Genomic DNA, 17,204 nt, shown 5'->3' with positions numbered 1-17,204 from the left:
AATCTAATCGATCCTCCCTGTGGCGAAGCCCTGGGGAGGGGGACCATCTGCAGGATGGTGAAGGGGCCGCGACGGCAGCGCAAATGCCCCGCCGTCAACGCTTCGCGCTGCCACCTCCCCATCGCTGCGCGACAGGGAGAATTTTCCGTAGCCGATCGTCACTGCCCCACGCTCGCCACCGTCAGCGTGCCATTCGGCCACTGGCCGCGGATCGCGGGCGAGTACATCGCCTCGACGCGCGTCGGCGGCAGCGAGAAGCGGCCCGAGCCGTTGAGGCGGACGACATATTCGACCGCATGGGTGCCCGCGGGCATCCAGCCGAAATAGCCGCGCCAGCTGTCCTTGCCGCGCTCGACATAGCTCGGCTGCGCGCCCGATCCGCCCGCCTGATCGGCAAGCATTTCGGACTGGCCGCCGAGGTTGCCGACGATCGTCGCGCCGGGGGCGATCGGATCGTTGATCACCACCCAGGTCCGGCCCGCGGCCGCAACGACCTCGATCCGTATCTTGATCACGTCGCCGCGCGTCAGGCGATCCTTGTTCGCCGCCTTGACGATGCTGACCGAGCGCTTGATCCGGTAACCGGCGTTGAGCGGTTCCTTCAAAGGCACCGCGGCCTTGACGCTGACGGTGGCCCAGGGCGCGCCGGTGCCGACGTGCTTCAGGCTCATCGTCGCGGCATTCAGCGCGACGCGCAGCGGCGAGGGCGTTTCGGCGGGAAGCGGCCAGCTTTGCGAAGCGCTGGCGCCCGCGAGGCTGATGTTGGTGATCCCAGTGATCGCGCTTGCCGGATAGAGTTCGGCGAAGCGGCGGACGGTGACCGCGCCCCAAGCGTTGGCGGGGGTGGTGTCCCAATGGCCCTTGCGCTGGCGCTGCGCGACGCCGACCATCAGCTTGCCCGCGTCGTCTTCCCAGCCCTTGCGGCCGAGCACGGCTTCCAATACCTTGATCGCCATTTCGTCGCCGCTGGTCATCATCCACCAGGGCGCCCGCGCGTCATCGACGAGGTCGAGGCGGGTGCCTTCGTAAACGAGCCGCTTGCGCAGCTCGGCTTCGGCCGCGGTGCGCAGCGCGGGGGCTCCGCGGACGCCCGGGGTGCGTTCGATCGCGACCAGCCAGTCGGAGAGCGTGCCGGTGGTCATGTCGATCGGCGCGATGTCGTTGGCGGCGACCAGCTGCGCGCTCGATGCATTATTGCGGGCGAGCGCCGCGAGTGCGGCGATGCGGACCGGGCGGATGTCGTAGGGGCCATACCCTTTGCGGGTGAGCCGTCCTTCGACAGCCGCTTGCAGCGCCGCCACCATCTTCGCCTTGGGCGCATCGGGGATCGCAAAGCCGTTCGCGGCGGTGATGCTGAGCACATAGGCGGTCAGCTCGATCGAGCCTTCGAGCCGCTCGTTCGGCCAGTAGCGGAGCAGGCCGCTGCTATCGAGATAGGTCGGCAGGGCCCCGGCCAGCGCCTGCCAGCGGCCGAGATCGCCGAGCGCGACGGCGCGCGACGTTTCCTGTTCGAAGCAGGTGTAGGGATAGGCGCTCATATAGTCGCGCACCCCGGCGAGCGGCGGCGCGAGCGTTCCCGCGAGCGCGACATCGACATAACCGCCGGGCAGCGCGCCCGCGGGGATGCCGATCGGCAGCGTCGTGCCGGGGCCGACGCGGAACAGGCTGGCGGCCCAGGTTTCGACCGGCACCGCGGGTTCGACCACCTGCGCATAGACCAGCCGGTCGCGCTGCTTGCCGCCCTTCGCCACCGCCTCGACCGTCCATTCGATGGGGCCGGTCTGTTCGGGCGCGGTCATCGACCAGCTGATCGGCACCGCGCCGCCCGCGGGGATGGTGACGGTGAGCGGCGGCGCGGTCGCAACGGCGGGCGACAGCGTCGGGGTCGCGGTGACCTCCATCGCCTGATCGGTGCCGTTGCGCAGCGTGAATCGTGCGTCATAGGTGTCGCCGGTGCGCACCAGTTCGGGCATCCCGGCAAAGATGCCGAGATCCTGCACGGTACGGACGCTGGTTTCGCCGGTGCCGAAAAATTGGGCGCCGTCGGTCGCGATCGCGACGAGGCGGAAGCCCGACAGATTGTCGCTGAGCGGCACGTTGACCGTCGCGCGGCCCTTGGCATCGAGCGGAACATTGCCCTTCCACAGCAGAACCGGACGGAAGTCTTCACGGGTCAGCCCCGACAGGTCACCGCCGCCACCGCCGCCGGGTTCGAGCGCCTTGCGGCCATAATGCCGTTTACCCACCACCTGCATCTGCGCGGTCGAGGTTAGCACGTCGAGGGTGCGTTCGCCCATCATCGCGTCGATCAGCTCCCAGCTTTCGTTGGGCGCGAGCTGGAGCAAGGCTTCGTCGACCGCGGCAAAAGCAACGTCGGCGTTTTTCGGCGCCTTGCCGCCGGGGGTCTTGACCTCGATACTGACCTTGGCGGTCTCGCGAACCGAATATTTTTCCTTGTCGGCCTTGACCTTGACGCCGAGTTGGTGGCCTTCCCAGCCGACCCTGATGCGCGCGATGCCCATGCGGTAGGCGGGTTTGGCGAGGTCGACGAGCGCAGTCGGCGGGGCGCCTTCGCTATTCTCGATCTTGAAACCGACCGCACGCTTCATCTTGCGGAACCAGCTTTCATCGCCGGTCACGCGGCCGCGCACCGCCATCACCGAGACATAGACGTCAGGGGCGTAGGTTGCGGGTAGCTTGACCTTGACGACGGGGTTGGTGCCCTTGAGCGGCACGACAAAGCTGGAGAGCACGCCTTCGCGTTCGACGGTGACCAGCGCGGTCGCTTCGCGGAACGGCATGCGGACCTGGAAGCTGGCGGTGTCGCCTGCGGCGTAGCGCGGCTTTTCGGCGATCACGTCCATACGGTCGCCATTGTCGCCGCCGAACCACCATTCATTGTCGCCCGCGAGCCAGACCGAGCGGACGGCGCGCGCTTCATTGCCATCGGCGTCGAGTGTGGTTGCGACCACCGTCACTTCGCCCGACACGCCGGGCGCCATTGCGCAGCGCGCGCGGCCGAGCTTGTCGGTCGTCGCGGTGCAGCTGGCGGCGAGCTTCGTCGTGCGCATCTGGTTGTCATAGGCGTAGAAGCCGCCGATCAGGCGGCGCCGCGCAGTGATGATCTCGCGGTTGTAGAGCGCGACCGAGACGCGCTGGCCCGAAATCGGCTTGCCGTCAATGTCGAGTGCGATGAAATTGAGCTTGAGGTCGTTGTCGCGCATCAGCCAGCCGTCGGTCTTGAGCCCGAGGCGGACGGCGGAGGGGTAAAGGGTGATGCGGCGGCTGGAGGTCAAAGTTTCGCCATTGGCGTCCTCATAATCCATTTCGGCCGCCATCACCGTCGGTTCGGTGATCGGCTGGTCGACCGCGACGCTGGTCGTGGCAGCGCCATTGGCGTCGAGCTTGAGCGGCACCGAGCGCGCGAGCGGCAGGTCGGCGGCGGGCTCGTCGCCGCTGTCGTCGAGCTGGATCAAGCCTTCCTTGACCGGCTGGCCGTCGAAATCCCAGTCACGGTAATCTTGCGGCGGCGACCAGCTGGAGCGGAAATTGGTGCGCAGTTCGACCGGGATATTGGGGGCGGGGCCCCCCGACAGATAGCCGACGAACAGCGACAGCGGCACCGCGGTCGGGCGCACCGGCGATGTCTTGGGCCCGGTGACGGTCGCCTTCATCGTCGGCAGGCGATATTCGTCGACCTTGACTGACTGGCCCGACCAGATCGTCTTGTCCTCGCCATCCTTGTCCTTGGTGACGAACACCAGTTCATAATCGCCCATCGGCGCCGAGGCGGGGACGTTCCACACGCTGTCGCCGCTGCCGCTCGTGGCGATCGCGAAGGGCATTTCGAATTCGGTGTCCGAGCCGCGGTGGACGAGGCGGAGTTTGCCCGCGAGCGGCTGCGGCGTCATGAAGCCGGTGCCGACCGGGCGGCGCAGGATATGCTTCATATGAACGGTCTCGCCCGCCTTGACGAGTGAGCGGTCGAAGACGGTGTGGAGAATATCCTCGCGTTCCGACCAGCCATAGGGGAGGTCGAAATCATAGGGGCGAATGCCGCTGCCCCAGTCGGTGAGGGTGAAGCTGAAATCGTCTCCCGAGCGCGCCGAGACCATCAGCGCATGGCCCTCGCTCTTGGTCGGATCGGGGGTTTCCTCGCAGCTTGAATAGGTTTCGGGCTGGGGCAGTCCGCCCGCAAAGGCGAGGCGGCCTGCCTTGTCGGCGGTGCCGCGCGCGAGCAGGCGGCCGGTGCAGCTGTCCGAGACGCGTATTTCGGCGCCCGCGACGGGGAGGCCGGTGTCGAGCGCGGTGACCCAGGCGAGCGAGCCTTCGCGGCCCCATTTGAAATGCACCGCCATGTTGGTGACGAGCGCGGCGGTCGCGACATAGCGTGTTGCCTTGCGCCCGAGCAGCGCGGCGCCGAGTTCGGGGCTGGCGATTTCGACGACGTGGAAGCCCTTTGCGGTGAGCGGGATGCCGACGACCTCGAATTCCTTGCCGCCGCCGGGCGGGGTCAGTTGCATGTCGCGTCGCTCGCCGCCCGCGGGGGCATCGGCAAACACCGATTTGGTGCCGGTGTAGTTGACCCGGATATCCTTGCCGGTGCGGTCCTTTTCCTCGCGATAATCGGTGTCGTCGGCGTCATCGACGCGTTTCAGCCAGCGCGCGATCGCCACGTCGTCGTCGCCGACCCGAAGCGCGGTGGCCGGCATCTTGAGGTTCTTGCTGACCATTGTCCCTTCGACCCCGCGCACGGTGACGGGCAGGACGCCGCCCTCGCCGGCCTCGAGGATGCCAAATTCGGCGGCGAATTTGACCAGCGGCGGGGCGCGGTCGATATGGAATTTCAACGGGAAGTTCGACTGGTTCTGTAGTTTGCGGCCGCTCTGGTCGGTGACATCGGCGGGCAGGATCAGCGTCGCGTCGACATTCTGCGGCAGCGGGCCGGTGAAGCGGACGCTGGTGAGGTACGCGTCATTCTTGTCGTCGTCGTCGACCTTTGGCGTCAGCTTCTTGCCGTCAGCGGTATTGAGCGTCGCCGCGAGCACGGTCTCGCGCGCGACCGGTGAGGCGAAGCTGAGCGTGACGTCCTGGACGGGGTTGCAGCCCGCTTGCGGATTGACGCGGCGGCACGACATTTTGGCAGTGAAGGCGGGGCGGACGTCAAAATCGAAGCGCTGGTCGCGCCCGGCGGTGCGGCCGGGGACTCCGGCTTGCGAGATGCGGGCGTCCCAGACGAGCGCCATCTCGCGCCCCGGGGGCAGCGGGCGGCGGCATTTGACCGGGACGACGCGGTCGATCAGTGCCTCGCGGTCGGCGCCCGCGGCGGGGAAGCGCTGCGGCAATCCGGCGTCATAGGTGAAGGACTGGCGCGACCAGTTGTTGTCGCCGAGCCCGGTCAGGATTTCGGTCGCGGTGCCGCGCGGCAGGACGTCGAGCGGGATTTTCTCGCCGATGCCGTCGACCGCGCAATAACCGTAGCGCGCGACCGAGGCGCGCTCGGCGGCGACGTTGGTCGCGACGAGGAAAATCTGCTCTTCCTCAACATCGCCGTTCATCCCGCCCGCGAGGATCGCGCGCGCCGAGGGGCCGCCGGTGTCGAGCGCGAAGCGGTCGTTGCCCGCGACGGTGATGCCGCGCGCGGTTTTGAGGCCATTGCGGAGTTCGACATGGCAGCGCAGCCCGCCGGGGAGCGGTTTGTCGAATTCGAGCACCCAGGTGCGGGTATCGACCCAGCGGGATGACGCGGGGAGTTTGCAGTCGTTGGTCGCGGCGGCCGGGGCGCGGGGATCGCCGAGCGGTACCATGTCTTCGGAAAAGCGCAGCGTGAAGCGGGTGATCGTGCCATCGCCGGTCCCCGAACTGCCCGGGGTGGCGAGCGTCACCTGCGGCACCGTATCAGCGGTTGCGGTCGCCGCCATCGCGAGCGAAAGGGGGAGGATCAGCGCCAGTTTGGCCTTGCCGGCAAACCGTGCCGCGAGCCCCTGCCATCGCATATTCATCGCCCCGTCTCCCCGCTTGAACCCGCGCCGCTATCCTGCTGGAAACAGGGGCTGCTGTCCACCCGTCGCCGCGTACCGGGAACGCTTAGCCGCGTTTCAGGAAAAGGCTGTGCTCGCGGTCATAGACAACGGCCAAACATCAGCGCGCGAGCATCGGGCCGAGCTTTTGGCCGGCGAAGATATGGACGTGGAGGTGCGGGACTTCCTGGTGGCTGTCGAGCCCGGTGTTGGCGAGCAGGCGGTAGCCGGGGGCGACGAGCCCCGCGTCGCGCGCGACCTGACCGACCGCGCGGACAAAACCCGCGATTTCGGCGTCGCTCGCGCGCGCCGAAAAATCGTCCCAGCTGACATAGGCGCCCTTGGGGATCACAAGGATATGGAGCGGCGCCTGCGGGTTGATGTCGTGAAAGGCGAGCGCGAACTCGTCGTCATAGACGGTCTTCGACGGCAACTCGCCGCGCAGGATGCGCGCGAAGATATTGCTGTCGTCATAGGGCTGGGTGGCGTCGATCGGCATTGTGGCTCCTAGGACTGGCGGCTGGCTTTTTCGGTGTGGCCTGAGGTGCCGTGGCGGCGAGCCAGTTCGGCGGCGATGGCGTCCCACGCGATGCCACGTTCGGCGAGCAGGATCGAGAGGTGGAAGACGAGATCGCTCGCTTCGCCGATCAGCGCCGGGTCATCCTCGCTGACCGCGGCGATCACCGCCTCGACGGCCTCCTCACCTAGCTTCTGCGCGATCTTGCCGCGGCCCTTGGCGGCGAGGCTGGCGACGTAGGAGGCTTCGGCCTCGCCCGCGGCGAGCCGGTCGTGGATGACGGCCTCGAGCCGCCCCAGCGCTTCACCCATTGCCTTGCTCATCCGCGCGCTCCCTTTGCGAGCGTGACTAGCGGCGCGGGCGCACGGCGACAAGCTGTGGCGCGAAGGACGCAAATTGAGATTTTTATCCGCCGGTAACCATATCGAAACGGGGTTTGCCGTATCTTTTCCGCGCCGGGGGGCAGGTTCAACGCTAGTAAGTCGGAAAAAATATCATGAAATCAGGCACCCGCCCCCAGGTGTTTCTGGCCGCAACGGCCTCGGTTATCGCCTTGATGGCGGCGCCCGCCGCGGCGCAGAGCGGTGAAGACGACATTGTCGTCACCGGTTCGCGGATCGCGAAGAGCGAATTTACCAGCGCTGACCCGATCCAGATCATCGATCCCGACAGCGCCAAACTGCAGGGACAGGTCCAGCTGGCCGACATCCTGCAATCGACCCCCGCAGCGCAGGGATCGATCCAGATTACCTCGGCGATTTCCAACCGCTTCGTCGCCAATGGCGGCAATGACGTGCAGAGCGTGTCGCTGCGCGGGCTCGGCGCGGAACGGACGCTGGTGCTCATCAACGGCCGCCGCGCGGGGCCAGCGGGGATCCGCGGGTCGGTCGCGCCCTTCGACCTCAACGTGCTGCCCCTGTCGGTGGTGCGCCAGGTCGAGGTGCTGAAGACGGGAGCCTCGTCGATCTATGGCTCGGATGCGGTCGCGGGGGTGGTCAACATCCTGACCCGCAACGAACTCAACGGGTTCGAGGGCGGCGGTTTTTCGTCGATCACCGAACATGGCGGCGGCGAAAGCTATGGCGTCGATGCAAGTTTCGGCAAGACGTTCGACCGCGGGCATATCTTTGCGACGGTCGACTATTTCCGCCAGCAAAACCTCACCCGCCGCGACCGCGGTTTCCTGTTCTGCTCGGAAGAATATCTGAAGCGCGAGGCCGATGGCAGTCGCGCCGACATCGTCGATTTTCGGACCGGGCGGCCCGCGTGCAGCAGTACCGTGGGCAATGCGATCATATTCAGCGACTTTTCGGGGGTTGATCAGGACGGTTTTCCGACCTTTGGCCCCGGGCTGATCGCCCCGAACGGGCAGGCGGTCTTTGCCGGCCAATATGGCGCCGAATTTGCGGCGGTCGGCATCCCGATCAATGCCTATAATCCGATCGGCGTGTTCGGCCCCGATGATTTCTTTGGTGTCAATTTTGACGGCCCATCGGCCGGTGCGCTCAACCAGTTCGAGCCGGTCGAGCAGGATTCGGACGTCTTTTCGGGGGTGAGCCGGATCAGCGCCTTTGCCGACGCGGCCTATGACATCACCGACAGCATCACCCTGTATGGCGAGGGGCTGTTCAGCAATCGCAAGTCGCGGAACAATAGTTTTCAGGTGCTGACGCTCGAGCAGTTTACCGGCGCGTCGATGCTGCCCTTTTTCCTTTGCAACCCGGCAGCAAACAACTGCGACCCGTTCGACATGGGCGATCCGTTCAACGGCGAATTCGGCGGCAACCTCATCCTGCGCCCGCGCGTGCTGGTGAAGTCGCAAAGCCGCGCCGACATCGACTATTACCGCGGCGTGCTCGGGCTGCGCGGCACATTCGGCGGCGGCTGGAAGTGGGACGTCCACGGCCAGCACAGCCGGTCGGACGCCAGCTATACGCAGGATGTCATCTATCAGGATGCGCTCGCGTCGCAGACCTTGCGCACCCGCTCGTGCGTCGGCACCACGACCGCGATCCGCGGCGTGCCGTGCATCGACATCGACTTCACCGATCCGCGCGTGCTGCGCGGCGATTTCACGGCTGCCGAGCGCGCCTTCCTGACGGGGCGCGAAACCGGGCGCACCTTGTTCAAGCAAACCTCGGCCGAGGCGCTGCTGACCGGCAAGCTGTTCGCGCTGCCCGCGGGGCCGGTCGGGGTCGCGCTTGGCGCCAATATCCGCCGCGACGAAATCAACGACACCCCGGGCTCAGCGACGCTGGCGGGCAATGTCGCGAACTTCACGACTTCGGGAATCACCGCCGGCCGCACTGCGTCGAAGGAGCTGTTCGGCGAGGTCGAGGTGCCGTTGCTCGCGGATGTGCCGATGATCGAGCGGCTGACCTTGTCGGGCGCCGCGCGCTATACGCATGTCGACGCGACCCGGCGCGACGGAGTGCAGGATAGTTTCAGCGACGCGACGTGGAAGGTCGGCGCCGACTGGGCGGTGACCGACTGGCTGCGCTTTCGCGGCACCTGGGGCACCTCGTTCCGCGCCCCGGCGCTGTTCGAGCTGTTCCTCGAAAATCAGACCGGTTTCCTTGGCCAGCAGGCGATCGATCCGTGCATCCAGACCGCAGCGCGGCTCGCGGTGGGGGCGATCAGCCAGCGCGTCGCCGACAATTGCGCCGCTGACGGCATCGGACCGAATTTTGCGGGCGGGATCGGCCCGGCGACGATAGTGTCGGGTGGCGGGATTGGCCAGCTCAAGCCCGAAACCTCGACCGCAAAAACCGTGTCGGTGATCCTGACCCCCGATCTGTCGGGGGCGCTGTGGGGCGGGCTGCGGACCAGCCTCGCGGTCGATTATTTCGATATCAAGGTGAAGGACGAGATCACCTTGCTCGGCGCCGGAAACATATTGAGCGGCTGTTATGATTCGGACACCTTTCCCGACGAGCCGCTGTGCGCGCTGTTTACCCGCGCGGCGGCTGGCCCCGACGCACAGAGCGTCGCGGGGGTCACCGACCGCTATGTCAACATCAGCCGCCAGCGCAATCGCGGCGTCGATCTGTCGCTGGCGATCGAACAGGATCTCGGCAAATTCGGAGCGCTGGCGTTCCGCGCCCAGATGACCTGGCAGATCGAAGACAAGGTCGCGTTGTTCCCCGGCACGGTGATCGATGACAATGGCAAGATCGGCAATCCGAAATGGGTCGGCGATTTCAACCTCGGCTGGATGAAGGGCGGCTGGACCTTGTTCTACGGGCTGGACGTCACCGGCGGCGCGTCGAACATGGCCGATTTGCTGCGCGCGCAGGGCGGCGATCCGTGCCGCACGTCGAGCTTCCGCCCCGGCGGGCGCTTCTGCCCCGATGTCAGCGTACCCGCGACCTTCTATCATTCGCTGTCGCTGAGCCGCGATGTTGCCGAGCGGTTCCGGATTACTTTGGGGCTTGCGAACCTGTTCGATACGCCGCCGCCGCGGGTGTCGACGGTCGTGACGGCCACCCCGCCGGTGATCGGGCAGGCGCCGGCGTTCGGGACGCAATATGATTATCTGGGACGGCGGGTGTTTTTGAGCGTGCGGGGGAAGATGTAGGGGGCAGTCGTTGCCAATCCTCCCCATCGCAAGTCGATGGGGAGGATTGTTTTTGGTATCGGCCGGTTGACGTCAGACCAACGGGCTGGACAAGCCCGCGCCCCTCTGGTGAAGCGCCGACATGACCGAGGTCAAACTGCATCCCGATTGGCTCGCGCGCATCGGCGGCGAATTCGCGCAGCCCTATATGGCGGCGCTCAAGGCTTTCCTTGCTGCCGAGCGCGACAAGGGCAAGACCATCTATCCGCGCCCGCGCGACTGGTTTGCGGCGCTGGATGCGACACTGCCGCATGATGTCCGTGTCGTCATATTGGGGCAGGATCCCTATCATGGGCCGGGGCAGGCGCATGGGCTGTGCTTTTCGGTCCAGCCGGGGGTGCGGGTGCCGCCGAGCCTGGTCAATATCTACAAGGAAATGCAGAGCGATCTGGGCATTCCCCGCGCATCGCACGGGTACCTCAAGCATTGGGCAAGCCAAGGCGTGCTGCTGCTCAACAATTGCCTGACGGTCGAGGCGGGGATGGCGGCGTCGCATCAGAAGCGGGGTTGGGAGACCTTCACCGACGCGGTGGTCGCGGCGGCCGCCGCCGATCCGGCGCCGAAGGTGTTCATCCTGTGGGGCAGCCATGCACAAAAGAAGGCGGCCAATGTCGCGGGGCTGGGTGCGGGCAGTCCGCACCTGATTCTGCGCGCGCCGCATCCTTCGCCGCTGTCGGCGCACAACGGCTTTTTCGGGTCGCGGCCGTTCAGCCAGACGAACGAATTTCTGGCGGCGCAGGGGCGCGGGACGATCGACTGGGCGTTGCCGGAACATCCGGAAGCAGGCGCCGCATGAGTTTTTTGAGCGATCCGCTGACGCTCGCGGTGCTGGCGCTCGCGGTGATATTGCTCGGACTGGCCAAAGGCGGCCTCTCGGGGGTTGGCGCGCTCGCGACCCCGATCGTCGCGCTGGTGCTGCCGCCGACGCTCGCCGCGGCGCTGCTTTTGCCGATCCTGATCGTGCAGGATGTCGTCAGCGTGTGGTCGTTCCGCAAGACGTGGGACGGGTGGATCATCGGCTGGATGCTGCCCGGCGCCGCGGTCGGCATCGCCGCGGGTTATTTTTTCGCCGAGCAGGTCGATGAGGCGAAGCTGATGGCAGCGCTCGGCGCGATCACGCTGGCGTTCGGGTTGTACCGGCTGTGGGTTGAGCGCGGCGGGCGCGTCGTCGCAGCATCGACGTCGCCGGGATGGGTCGGCAGTCTGTTCGGGGTCGCGACGGGTTTCACCAGCCAGATCGCGCATGCGGGCGGCCCGCCGTTCCAGATGTGGGTGACGCCGCGCCGCCTGCCGCATCTGGTCTTCGTCGGCACCAGTTCGGTGCTGTTCGCTGCGATCAACTGGATCAAGGTGCCCGCCTATATCGCGCTCGGCGCCTTTCCGCACGAGGTGCTGGTCGCCGCGGCACTGCTGATGCCGCTCGCGATCGTTTCGACCTTGCTGACGGTGCGCTGGCTGAAACGGATCGACGGCGCGCGTTTCTATGTCCTGATTTATCTGCTCATGGTGTTGCTCGGCGCGAAGCTGATGTGGGACGGGCTGGCGGGATAAGGGGCGACTTGCGGCGCCAAAAGGCGTAGGCTGCGCCGCGACGGGCACAGGCGTCCGCCCCCTTTCAAGGTATTGACCATGGCCAAAGGCCAAAAGAAGACGAGCCGCGAAGTCCGCAAGCCCAAGGCCGAAAAGCCCAAGAAGCCGAACGCCAGCAATCCGTCGACCAAGGTCGGGGTGGTCGCCGGCCTCGATAATATGAAGAAGTAACCGCAACGCCGCTATGCCTACCCTGACGATATTGGTCGATGCCGACGCCTGTCCGGTGAAGGACGAAATTTATCGCGTCGCGTGGCGGCACGAAGTGCCGGTGAAGGTGGTGAGCAACAGCCGGTTGCGCGTTCCCGAGCATCCGCTGATCGAGCGGGTGGTGGTGTCGGATGGCTTCGACGCCGCCGACGACTGGATCGCCGAAGCGGCGGATGCGGCGGGCGTGGTGATCACCGCCGACATCTTGCTCGCCGACCGCGCGCTCAAGGCGGGAGCGATCGTGCTTGGCCCCAATGGCAAGCCCTTTACAATGGCGTCGATCGGCCCCGCGATCGCGACGCGCGCGATCATGGCCGATCTGCGCGCCGGGGGCGACCAGATCGGCGGCCCACCGCCGTTCACCAAGGCCGATCGCTCGCAATTTTTGCAGGCGCTCGACAGCGCCTTGGTACGGCTGAAGCGCGGGTAGCGTTTTTCTTTCATTTCATTTCAACGCGTTGTGAATTTTTTCGTGGCCAGTGACGGAGATCACGGCGGCGCTCGGCATCGCGCGCCATAACTCGGTGCATCGGGAGCGTCCCGAACGAAATTCAAAACGGAATGACAGCAATCGAAAGGAAGAGACGATGACCAGGAAGATGCTTCTCGCCCCCGCGTTCGCGCTGACCCTCGCGCTGACGGCGACCCCGGCAATGGCGCAGTCGGCGCAGCCCGCGCAGGGCAGCATGACGATCGCGACCAATCCGGTGCAGATCCTGATCGGCCTGCTGCTGCCCGCAGTGCAGAAGGTCCGCGAAGCCGCGGCGCGCTGAACCGACGGAATATTCATCTCCGGACCGGCGCACCACGCCGGACCGGCACCAACCCTTCCGCCGAAGCGACCCCGGCGGGAGGGTTGCTGTTTTATGCGGTTTGCGTCAGTTGCCGGCGCGGCGGTGCACGACGAAAGCGAGCAGCAGCACCGCGGTGACGACGCCGACGATCATGCCTGCGGTCGTGGTAATCATGCTGATCGATGCCGCAGGATCGGGCGCGATCCATGCTCCGCTGCGCGTCTGTTCGACCACCCACCAAGCGCCGATAATCACGGCAAGGTCGAGACCGATCATGCCGACCAGCGCACGCGTCGATTTTTTCATGGCTCCACCCCCTTGTCGCCTGGCGCGCCAGCCTATCACCATGCGCCGCCGACCAAAGTCAAAATCGCGCCGCGTCTTGACCGTGCCGCTCGCGCGCCGCATCTTCCCTCGATGCCGCGACTCTACACCAGCTTTGCCGAATTCTGGCCCTTTTACCTCCGCGAGCATAGCAAGGCGTCGACGCGGGCGCTGCACTATGTCGGGACCAGCCTGGTCGTGTTGATCGCGGTGGCCGCGGTGGTGAGCGGGCGGTGGGGGTGGCTGATCTTCCTGCCGTTGGCGGGCTATGCCTTTGCGTGGGCGGCGCATTTCGGGGTCGAAAAGAACCGGCCCGCGACCTTTACCTATCCGCTGTGGAGCCTGGCGGCCGATTTCAAAATGTGGGGGCTGTGGCTGACTGGGCGCCTCGGCTCCGAGCTCGACAAGGCGGGGGTGGCGCGTTGACGTCCCAACGTTTGATTTCTTCATTTCCAGCCAAGGAGACACCAGCATGACCGTCAACCGCGCATCCGCCCGCTACGAAGGTTTCGGCAAGGAGGGCAAAGGGTCGATCACGACCAAGTCGGGGGTGCTCGACAAGCAGCCCTATGGGTTCGGGACTCGGTTCGAGGGGCTGCCGGGAACCAACCCCGAGGAGCTGATCGCGGCGGCGCACGCGGCGTGCTTCACGATGGCGCTGTCGTTCGGGCTGGCGCGCGCGGGCTATGCGGGCGACACGCTGGAGACGAGCGCGGCGGTGACCCTGGATCAGATCGACGGCGGGTTTGAGATCAGCCAGTCGGCACTCACGCTGGTCGCCAAAGTGCCGGGGATCGGCGCCGACAAATTCGCCGCGATCGCCAAGGAAGCCGAAATGAACTGCCCGGTGTCGAAGCTGCTCGATTGCGAAATCACGCTGGAGCACAGCCTGGAAAGCTGAGCGTGGCGGTGGCGAGCGCGATTGGTGCTTGATCTCAACCGCGCTTGAGCTTTCATAAGTGTCGGCAGTTGATTCGTGAACGGAGTCCTTGCCGATGTTGCACTATCCCGCTGCTCCCTCTTACAGCGCCGACGATGGCGATCCCGCGCCGTCCGAGCGAGCTCCGCTGCTGACGCGCTATCTGGCGCGGATCGGGTACACCGGTCCGGTGGCGCCGACGCTGGAGGTGCTGGCGGCGTTGCAGGCGGCGCATATCGCTGCGATTCCGTTCGAAGCGATCGATGCGCTGACCGGCACCGGGATCGACATCGGCGCCGACGCGGTCGAGGCGAAGCTGATCGACCGGCGGCGCGGCGGTTATTGCTTCGAACAGAACGGCCTGTTCCTGCGCGTCTTGCAGGCGATCGGATTCGAGGCCGAAGCGATGCTGGGGCGGGTGCGCTGGATGCTGGCCGACGATGCCCCCGCGACCCCGCGCACGCACCAGGTGGTGCTGGTGACGCTCGATGGGCGGCCCTGGCTCGCCGATGTCGGGTTCGGTGCCGCGGTGCCGCCGCAGCCGCTGGCGATGGACAGCGAGGCACCGCAGCCGACGCGGCACGAAAGCTATCGCGTGCGGCGCGGCGGTTTCGGATGGGAAGTCGAGGCGCAGATCGGCGACGAGTGGAAGCCGCTGTACCGGCTCGACGATGCCGCGGCGCCGCCGGTCGATTGCGTCGTCGGCAATTGGTACACATCGACGCACCCGGAGTCGCATTTCCGCCACCAGCTGATCGCGGCGCGCACGACCGCCGAGGCGCGGTATGGGCTGCGCGACAACCGGTTGACGACGCGGCTGGCCGACGGACGGATCGACCGGCGCTATTTGACTGCCGACGAGATCGAGCGGACGTTGGCCGAGATTTTCCTGCTGCCCGTACAGCGCAGCTGGCGTTCCGCAATCGAGCGCGCGGCGACGGCGGAGATTGCGAATTAGCTAATCGCAGCCGGTGCCTTCCTGCCGCGCAGCCCAGCCGATGGCGCCGTCCAGCATTGTCAGGTGTGCGGGATCAGCCCATGCCTCGGCCCGATGGCCCAGCGCGGAATAAAAGATGCGCGCGCGGCCTTCGCAGCGCCACCAGATCAGCGCATGATCGCCGCCCATCTGCAGCTTGGGCTCCAGCCGTAGGCTCGCTTCGTCAAGCTTTGCCAGCACGCGCGCGTCGGCAGTCGGCGGGGCGTCCCAGCTGTAATATTCGTCGGTCCAGCGCCAGCGTTCGGGCAAATGCGCGGTCGCGGGGTGGGTGCGGTCGGTGACGACCAGGTCGCCGGCCTGAAACTGGTCGGCGCCGCCGGGATGGCCGGTGAAATTGCCGTTGCCGCGCATACGGACAAACCAGCTGGGGTGGCTGCCGTCGCCTGCGCTATGCAGCCCGACGAAGCCGCCGCCGTTTGCGAGCCACGCCCGAAAGGCGGCGCGCTGATCGGGGGTATAGATGTCGCCGCTGGCATTGGCGAATACGACCACGTCGAATTGGGCAAGTTGTCGCGGGTTAAAGACCGCGGCGTTTTCGGTGGCAAAGCTGCGCCACCCGCGCACTTTTACCAGCCTCTCGATCGCGGGTACCGCTTGGGCGATGCTGTCGTGGCGATAGCCGTTGGTCTTGCTGACGATCAGCACCGCAGGACGCGTCAGCGCGGGCAGTTTGGGCGCCACATTGTCGAGCGTCGGCGTCGGCCGCCGCGGATCGGGGGCGGCCTGCGCCGCCCCCAAAGTCAGCAGAAGCGCGGCGGCAAGTTTGGCGGCGGCGATCATGACAATCTCCCGATCATTCTCGGTCGATTGCTAATGACCGTCGGCACCGTACACAAGCCGCCGTGCGATTCGTTTAGCGGCAGCGCACGTCGTTGTTGTTACCACTGCGTTCGATTGCGCGTCCGGCAACGGCGCCGCCGATCGCGCCGAGGATGGTGCCCAGCGTTTCCGACCCGCCCGGCGCGATGACGTTGCCCGCCACGCCGCCAGCGATACCGCCGACAATCAGCCCGGTCGAACCATCGTTGCGGCGGCAGTAAAATTTGCCGTCGCGGCCGCGATAGACGCGGTCATTGTTCGACAGGCGACGTTCGCGGTAACGGCGGTCGGAGCGGTAATAATTGTCGGCATAATAGCCGCCGTGGCGCGGATCGGGACGGTTGTAGTCATAGTTGCCGTACTGGGTGTAGGTGTTGCGATCATAATAGCCATAGCCGCCGTCGTCATAACTGCCGGTCGAGGTGCAGCCGCCCGCGAGCGCGGTCACGGCAGCGAGGGGGATCATCATCATCTTTTTCATCGAAGTCTCTCCAATGGGGCCGCGTGCCAGGCACGCCGGGTCGTATGTTTACCCCTCTGGTAGATAGACACCCGGTGGCGCGCATGGTTCCGCGCAGGCGCGAGCGTTGCGGGCGTTGAAGGGCGCGACCAATTTCGCTTAATAGAAATTTACTACGCTCCGTTATAGCGGGTTGATGGACGTTCCCCGCAAAAACCCTGCCACGCGCCTGATCATGGGCGGCCTGCTGGTCGTCGGCGGATCGGTCGCGGCGTCGATGCTGTTCACCCATCTGAGCTTCGTGCAGTTTGGTGACTTGGAATATCGCGGCGCGATGTGGGCGGCGGCGATCGTGCCGCTGCTGGTCGCGCCGACCGCCTATGGCTGGGTCGCGCTGCTGAGCTGGCGGCTGCACCTGGCGAATGACGCGCTCGACACGCTGGCGCGGCGCGACGCGCTGACCGGGCTGGACAATCGCCGCGCCTTTGTAGAGGCGGCGCGCGCGCGGCTGGCGGCGGGCGAGCCGCTGCAATTGCTGGTCGCCGACATCGACCATTTCAAGCGGATCAACGACAGCATGGGGCATGCCGCGGGCGACGAGGCGCTGGTCCATGCCGCGGGGGTGCTGACACAGGCGGCGCCGCACGGCAGCATCGTGGCGCGGATCGGCGGCGAGGAATTTGCGCTGCTGGTCCCCGCCGCAACCGACCCCACGGCGCTGGTGGCCCGGATCGCCGCCGAACTGGCGCATATGCCGGCACCCTCCGCCGCGGGGCTGAAACGGATGACGTGCAGTTTCGGGGTCGCGGCGGCGCACCCTGGCGAACGGCTGGACAGCCTGCTGTCGCGCGCCGACGCCGCGCTTTACGCGGCAAAGGACGGTGGCCGCGACCGGATGGCGCTGGCAAGCTGAACCGCTCGCTGCCGCGGCGGCGGCG

16 protein-coding genes are annotated in these 17,204 nt (G+C 66.4%); 10 read left to right on the top strand and 6 right to left on the bottom strand.

Going from position 1 to position 17,204, the window contains the following annotated elements; all coding sequences use genetic code 11:
* Positions 1–158: 158 nt before the first annotated feature.
* The 3 genes from CDQ92_RS18065 to CDQ92_RS18055 form a co-directional block, all read right to left on the bottom strand.
* Positions 159–6,002, bottom strand: a complete 5,844-nt coding sequence (locus CDQ92_RS18065; RefSeq protein ID WP_088443255.1) for an alpha-2-macroglobulin family protein — start codon at positions 6,000–6,002, stop codon at positions 159–161.
* A gap of 139 nt (positions 6,003–6,141) precedes the next feature.
* Positions 6,142–6,519, bottom strand: a complete 378-nt coding sequence (locus CDQ92_RS18060) for a histidine triad nucleotide-binding protein (RefSeq protein ID WP_088443253.1) — start codon at positions 6,517–6,519, stop codon at positions 6,142–6,144.
* 8 nt (positions 6,520–6,527) lie between these two features.
* Positions 6,528–6,860, bottom strand: a complete 333-nt coding sequence (locus CDQ92_RS18055) for a phosphoribosyl-ATP diphosphatase (RefSeq protein WP_088443251.1) — start codon at positions 6,858–6,860, stop codon at positions 6,528–6,530.
* A gap of 173 nt (positions 6,861–7,033) precedes the next feature.
* On the opposite strand from CDQ92_RS18055, the gene CDQ92_RS18050 reads away from it, so the two are divergent.
* The 6 genes from CDQ92_RS18050 to CDQ92_RS20945 all read left to right on the top strand — a co-directional run bounded on the left by CDQ92_RS18050 (position 7,034) and on the right by CDQ92_RS20945 (position 12,726).
* Positions 7,034–10,114, top strand: a complete 3,081-nt coding sequence (locus CDQ92_RS18050; RefSeq protein WP_088443249.1) for a TonB-dependent receptor plug domain-containing protein — start codon at positions 7,034–7,036, stop codon at positions 10,112–10,114.
* Positions 10,115–10,235: 121 nt separating this feature from the next.
* Positions 10,236–10,949 (top strand): uracil-DNA glycosylase, encoded by a 714-nt coding sequence (ung, locus tag CDQ92_RS18045; protein WP_088443247.1) that lies wholly within the window; start codon positions 10,236–10,238, stop codon positions 10,947–10,949.
* The gene (locus CDQ92_RS18040; RefSeq protein ID WP_088443245.1) at positions 10,946–11,704 is read left to right on the top strand and encodes a sulfite exporter TauE/SafE family protein; all 759 of its coding nucleotides are present in this window, start codon (positions 10,946–10,948) and stop codon (positions 11,702–11,704) included. Before ung ends, CDQ92_RS18040 begins: the two co-directional genes overlap by 4 nt.
* Before the next feature lie 78 nt (positions 11,705–11,782).
* Positions 11,783–11,914, top strand: a complete 132-nt coding sequence (locus CDQ92_RS21860; protein WP_268239169.1) for a hypothetical protein — start codon at positions 11,783–11,785, stop codon at positions 11,912–11,914.
* Positions 11,915–11,927: 13 nt separating this feature from the next.
* Positions 11,928–12,383, top strand: a complete 456-nt coding sequence (locus CDQ92_RS18035; RefSeq protein ID WP_088443243.1) for a YaiI/YqxD family protein — start codon at positions 11,928–11,930, stop codon at positions 12,381–12,383.
* A gap of 157 nt (positions 12,384–12,540) precedes the next feature.
* Positions 12,541–12,726 carry a hypothetical protein gene (locus CDQ92_RS20945; protein WP_144035819.1) on the top strand — a complete coding sequence of 62 codons (186 nt, stop codon included), beginning with the start codon at positions 12,541–12,543 and terminating at the stop codon, positions 12,724–12,726.
* 105 nt (positions 12,727–12,831) lie between these two features.
* Here CDQ92_RS20945 and CDQ92_RS18025 read toward each other — a convergent pair whose 3' ends face one another.
* Complete coding sequence (locus CDQ92_RS18025; RefSeq protein WP_088443239.1) at positions 12,832–13,053, bottom strand: hypothetical protein; 222 nt, start codon at positions 13,051–13,053, stop codon at positions 12,832–12,834.
* Between the two features lie 111 nt (positions 13,054–13,164).
* On the opposite strand from CDQ92_RS18025, the gene CDQ92_RS18020 reads away from it, so the two are divergent.
* The 3 genes from CDQ92_RS18020 to CDQ92_RS18010 all read left to right on the top strand — a co-directional run bounded on the left by CDQ92_RS18020 (position 13,165) and on the right by CDQ92_RS18010 (position 14,948).
* The gene (locus CDQ92_RS18020; RefSeq protein WP_088443456.1) at positions 13,165–13,497 is read left to right on the top strand and encodes an Mpo1-like protein; all 333 of its coding nucleotides are present in this window, start codon (positions 13,165–13,167) and stop codon (positions 13,495–13,497) included.
* 46 nt (positions 13,498–13,543) lie between these two features.
* Positions 13,544–13,972 carry an OsmC family protein gene (locus tag CDQ92_RS18015; protein ID WP_088443237.1) on the top strand — a complete coding sequence of 143 codons (429 nt, stop codon included), beginning with the start codon at positions 13,544–13,546 and terminating at the stop codon, positions 13,970–13,972.
* Between the two features lie 94 nt (positions 13,973–14,066).
* Positions 14,067–14,948 carry an arylamine N-acetyltransferase family protein gene (locus CDQ92_RS18010; RefSeq protein ID WP_088443235.1) on the top strand — a complete coding sequence of 294 codons (882 nt, stop codon included), beginning with the start codon at positions 14,067–14,069 and terminating at the stop codon, positions 14,946–14,948.
* Here the strand turns inward: CDQ92_RS18010 and CDQ92_RS18005 are convergent, their stop codons facing one another.
* Both CDQ92_RS18005 and CDQ92_RS18000 read right to left on the bottom strand, forming a co-directional pair.
* Positions 14,949–15,767, bottom strand: coding sequence for a ThuA domain-containing protein (locus CDQ92_RS18005; protein ID WP_088443233.1), 819 nt, complete (start codon positions 15,765–15,767; stop codon positions 14,949–14,951).
* A 73-nt stretch (positions 15,768–15,840) separates the two neighbouring features.
* A complete protein-coding gene (locus CDQ92_RS18000; RefSeq protein ID WP_088443231.1) occupies positions 15,841–16,287 on the bottom strand; it encodes a glycine zipper 2TM domain-containing protein in 447 nt (148 codons plus the stop codon).
* Between the two features lie 175 nt (positions 16,288–16,462).
* On the opposite strand from CDQ92_RS18000, the gene CDQ92_RS17995 reads away from it, so the two are divergent.
* Complete coding sequence (locus CDQ92_RS17995; RefSeq protein WP_088443229.1) at positions 16,463–17,179, top strand: GGDEF domain-containing protein; 717 nt, start codon at positions 16,463–16,465, stop codon at positions 17,177–17,179.
* Positions 17,180–17,204: the final 25 nt, after the last annotated feature.

This window comes from Sphingopyxis bauzanensis (assembly GCF_002205675.1).
Taxonomy (GTDB): domain Bacteria; phylum Pseudomonadota; class Alphaproteobacteria; order Sphingomonadales; family Sphingomonadaceae; genus Sphingopyxis; species Sphingopyxis bauzanensis.
The sequence above is the reverse complement of the archived record's forward strand: the minus strand, read 5'-3'. Positions and strand labels throughout refer to the sequence as shown.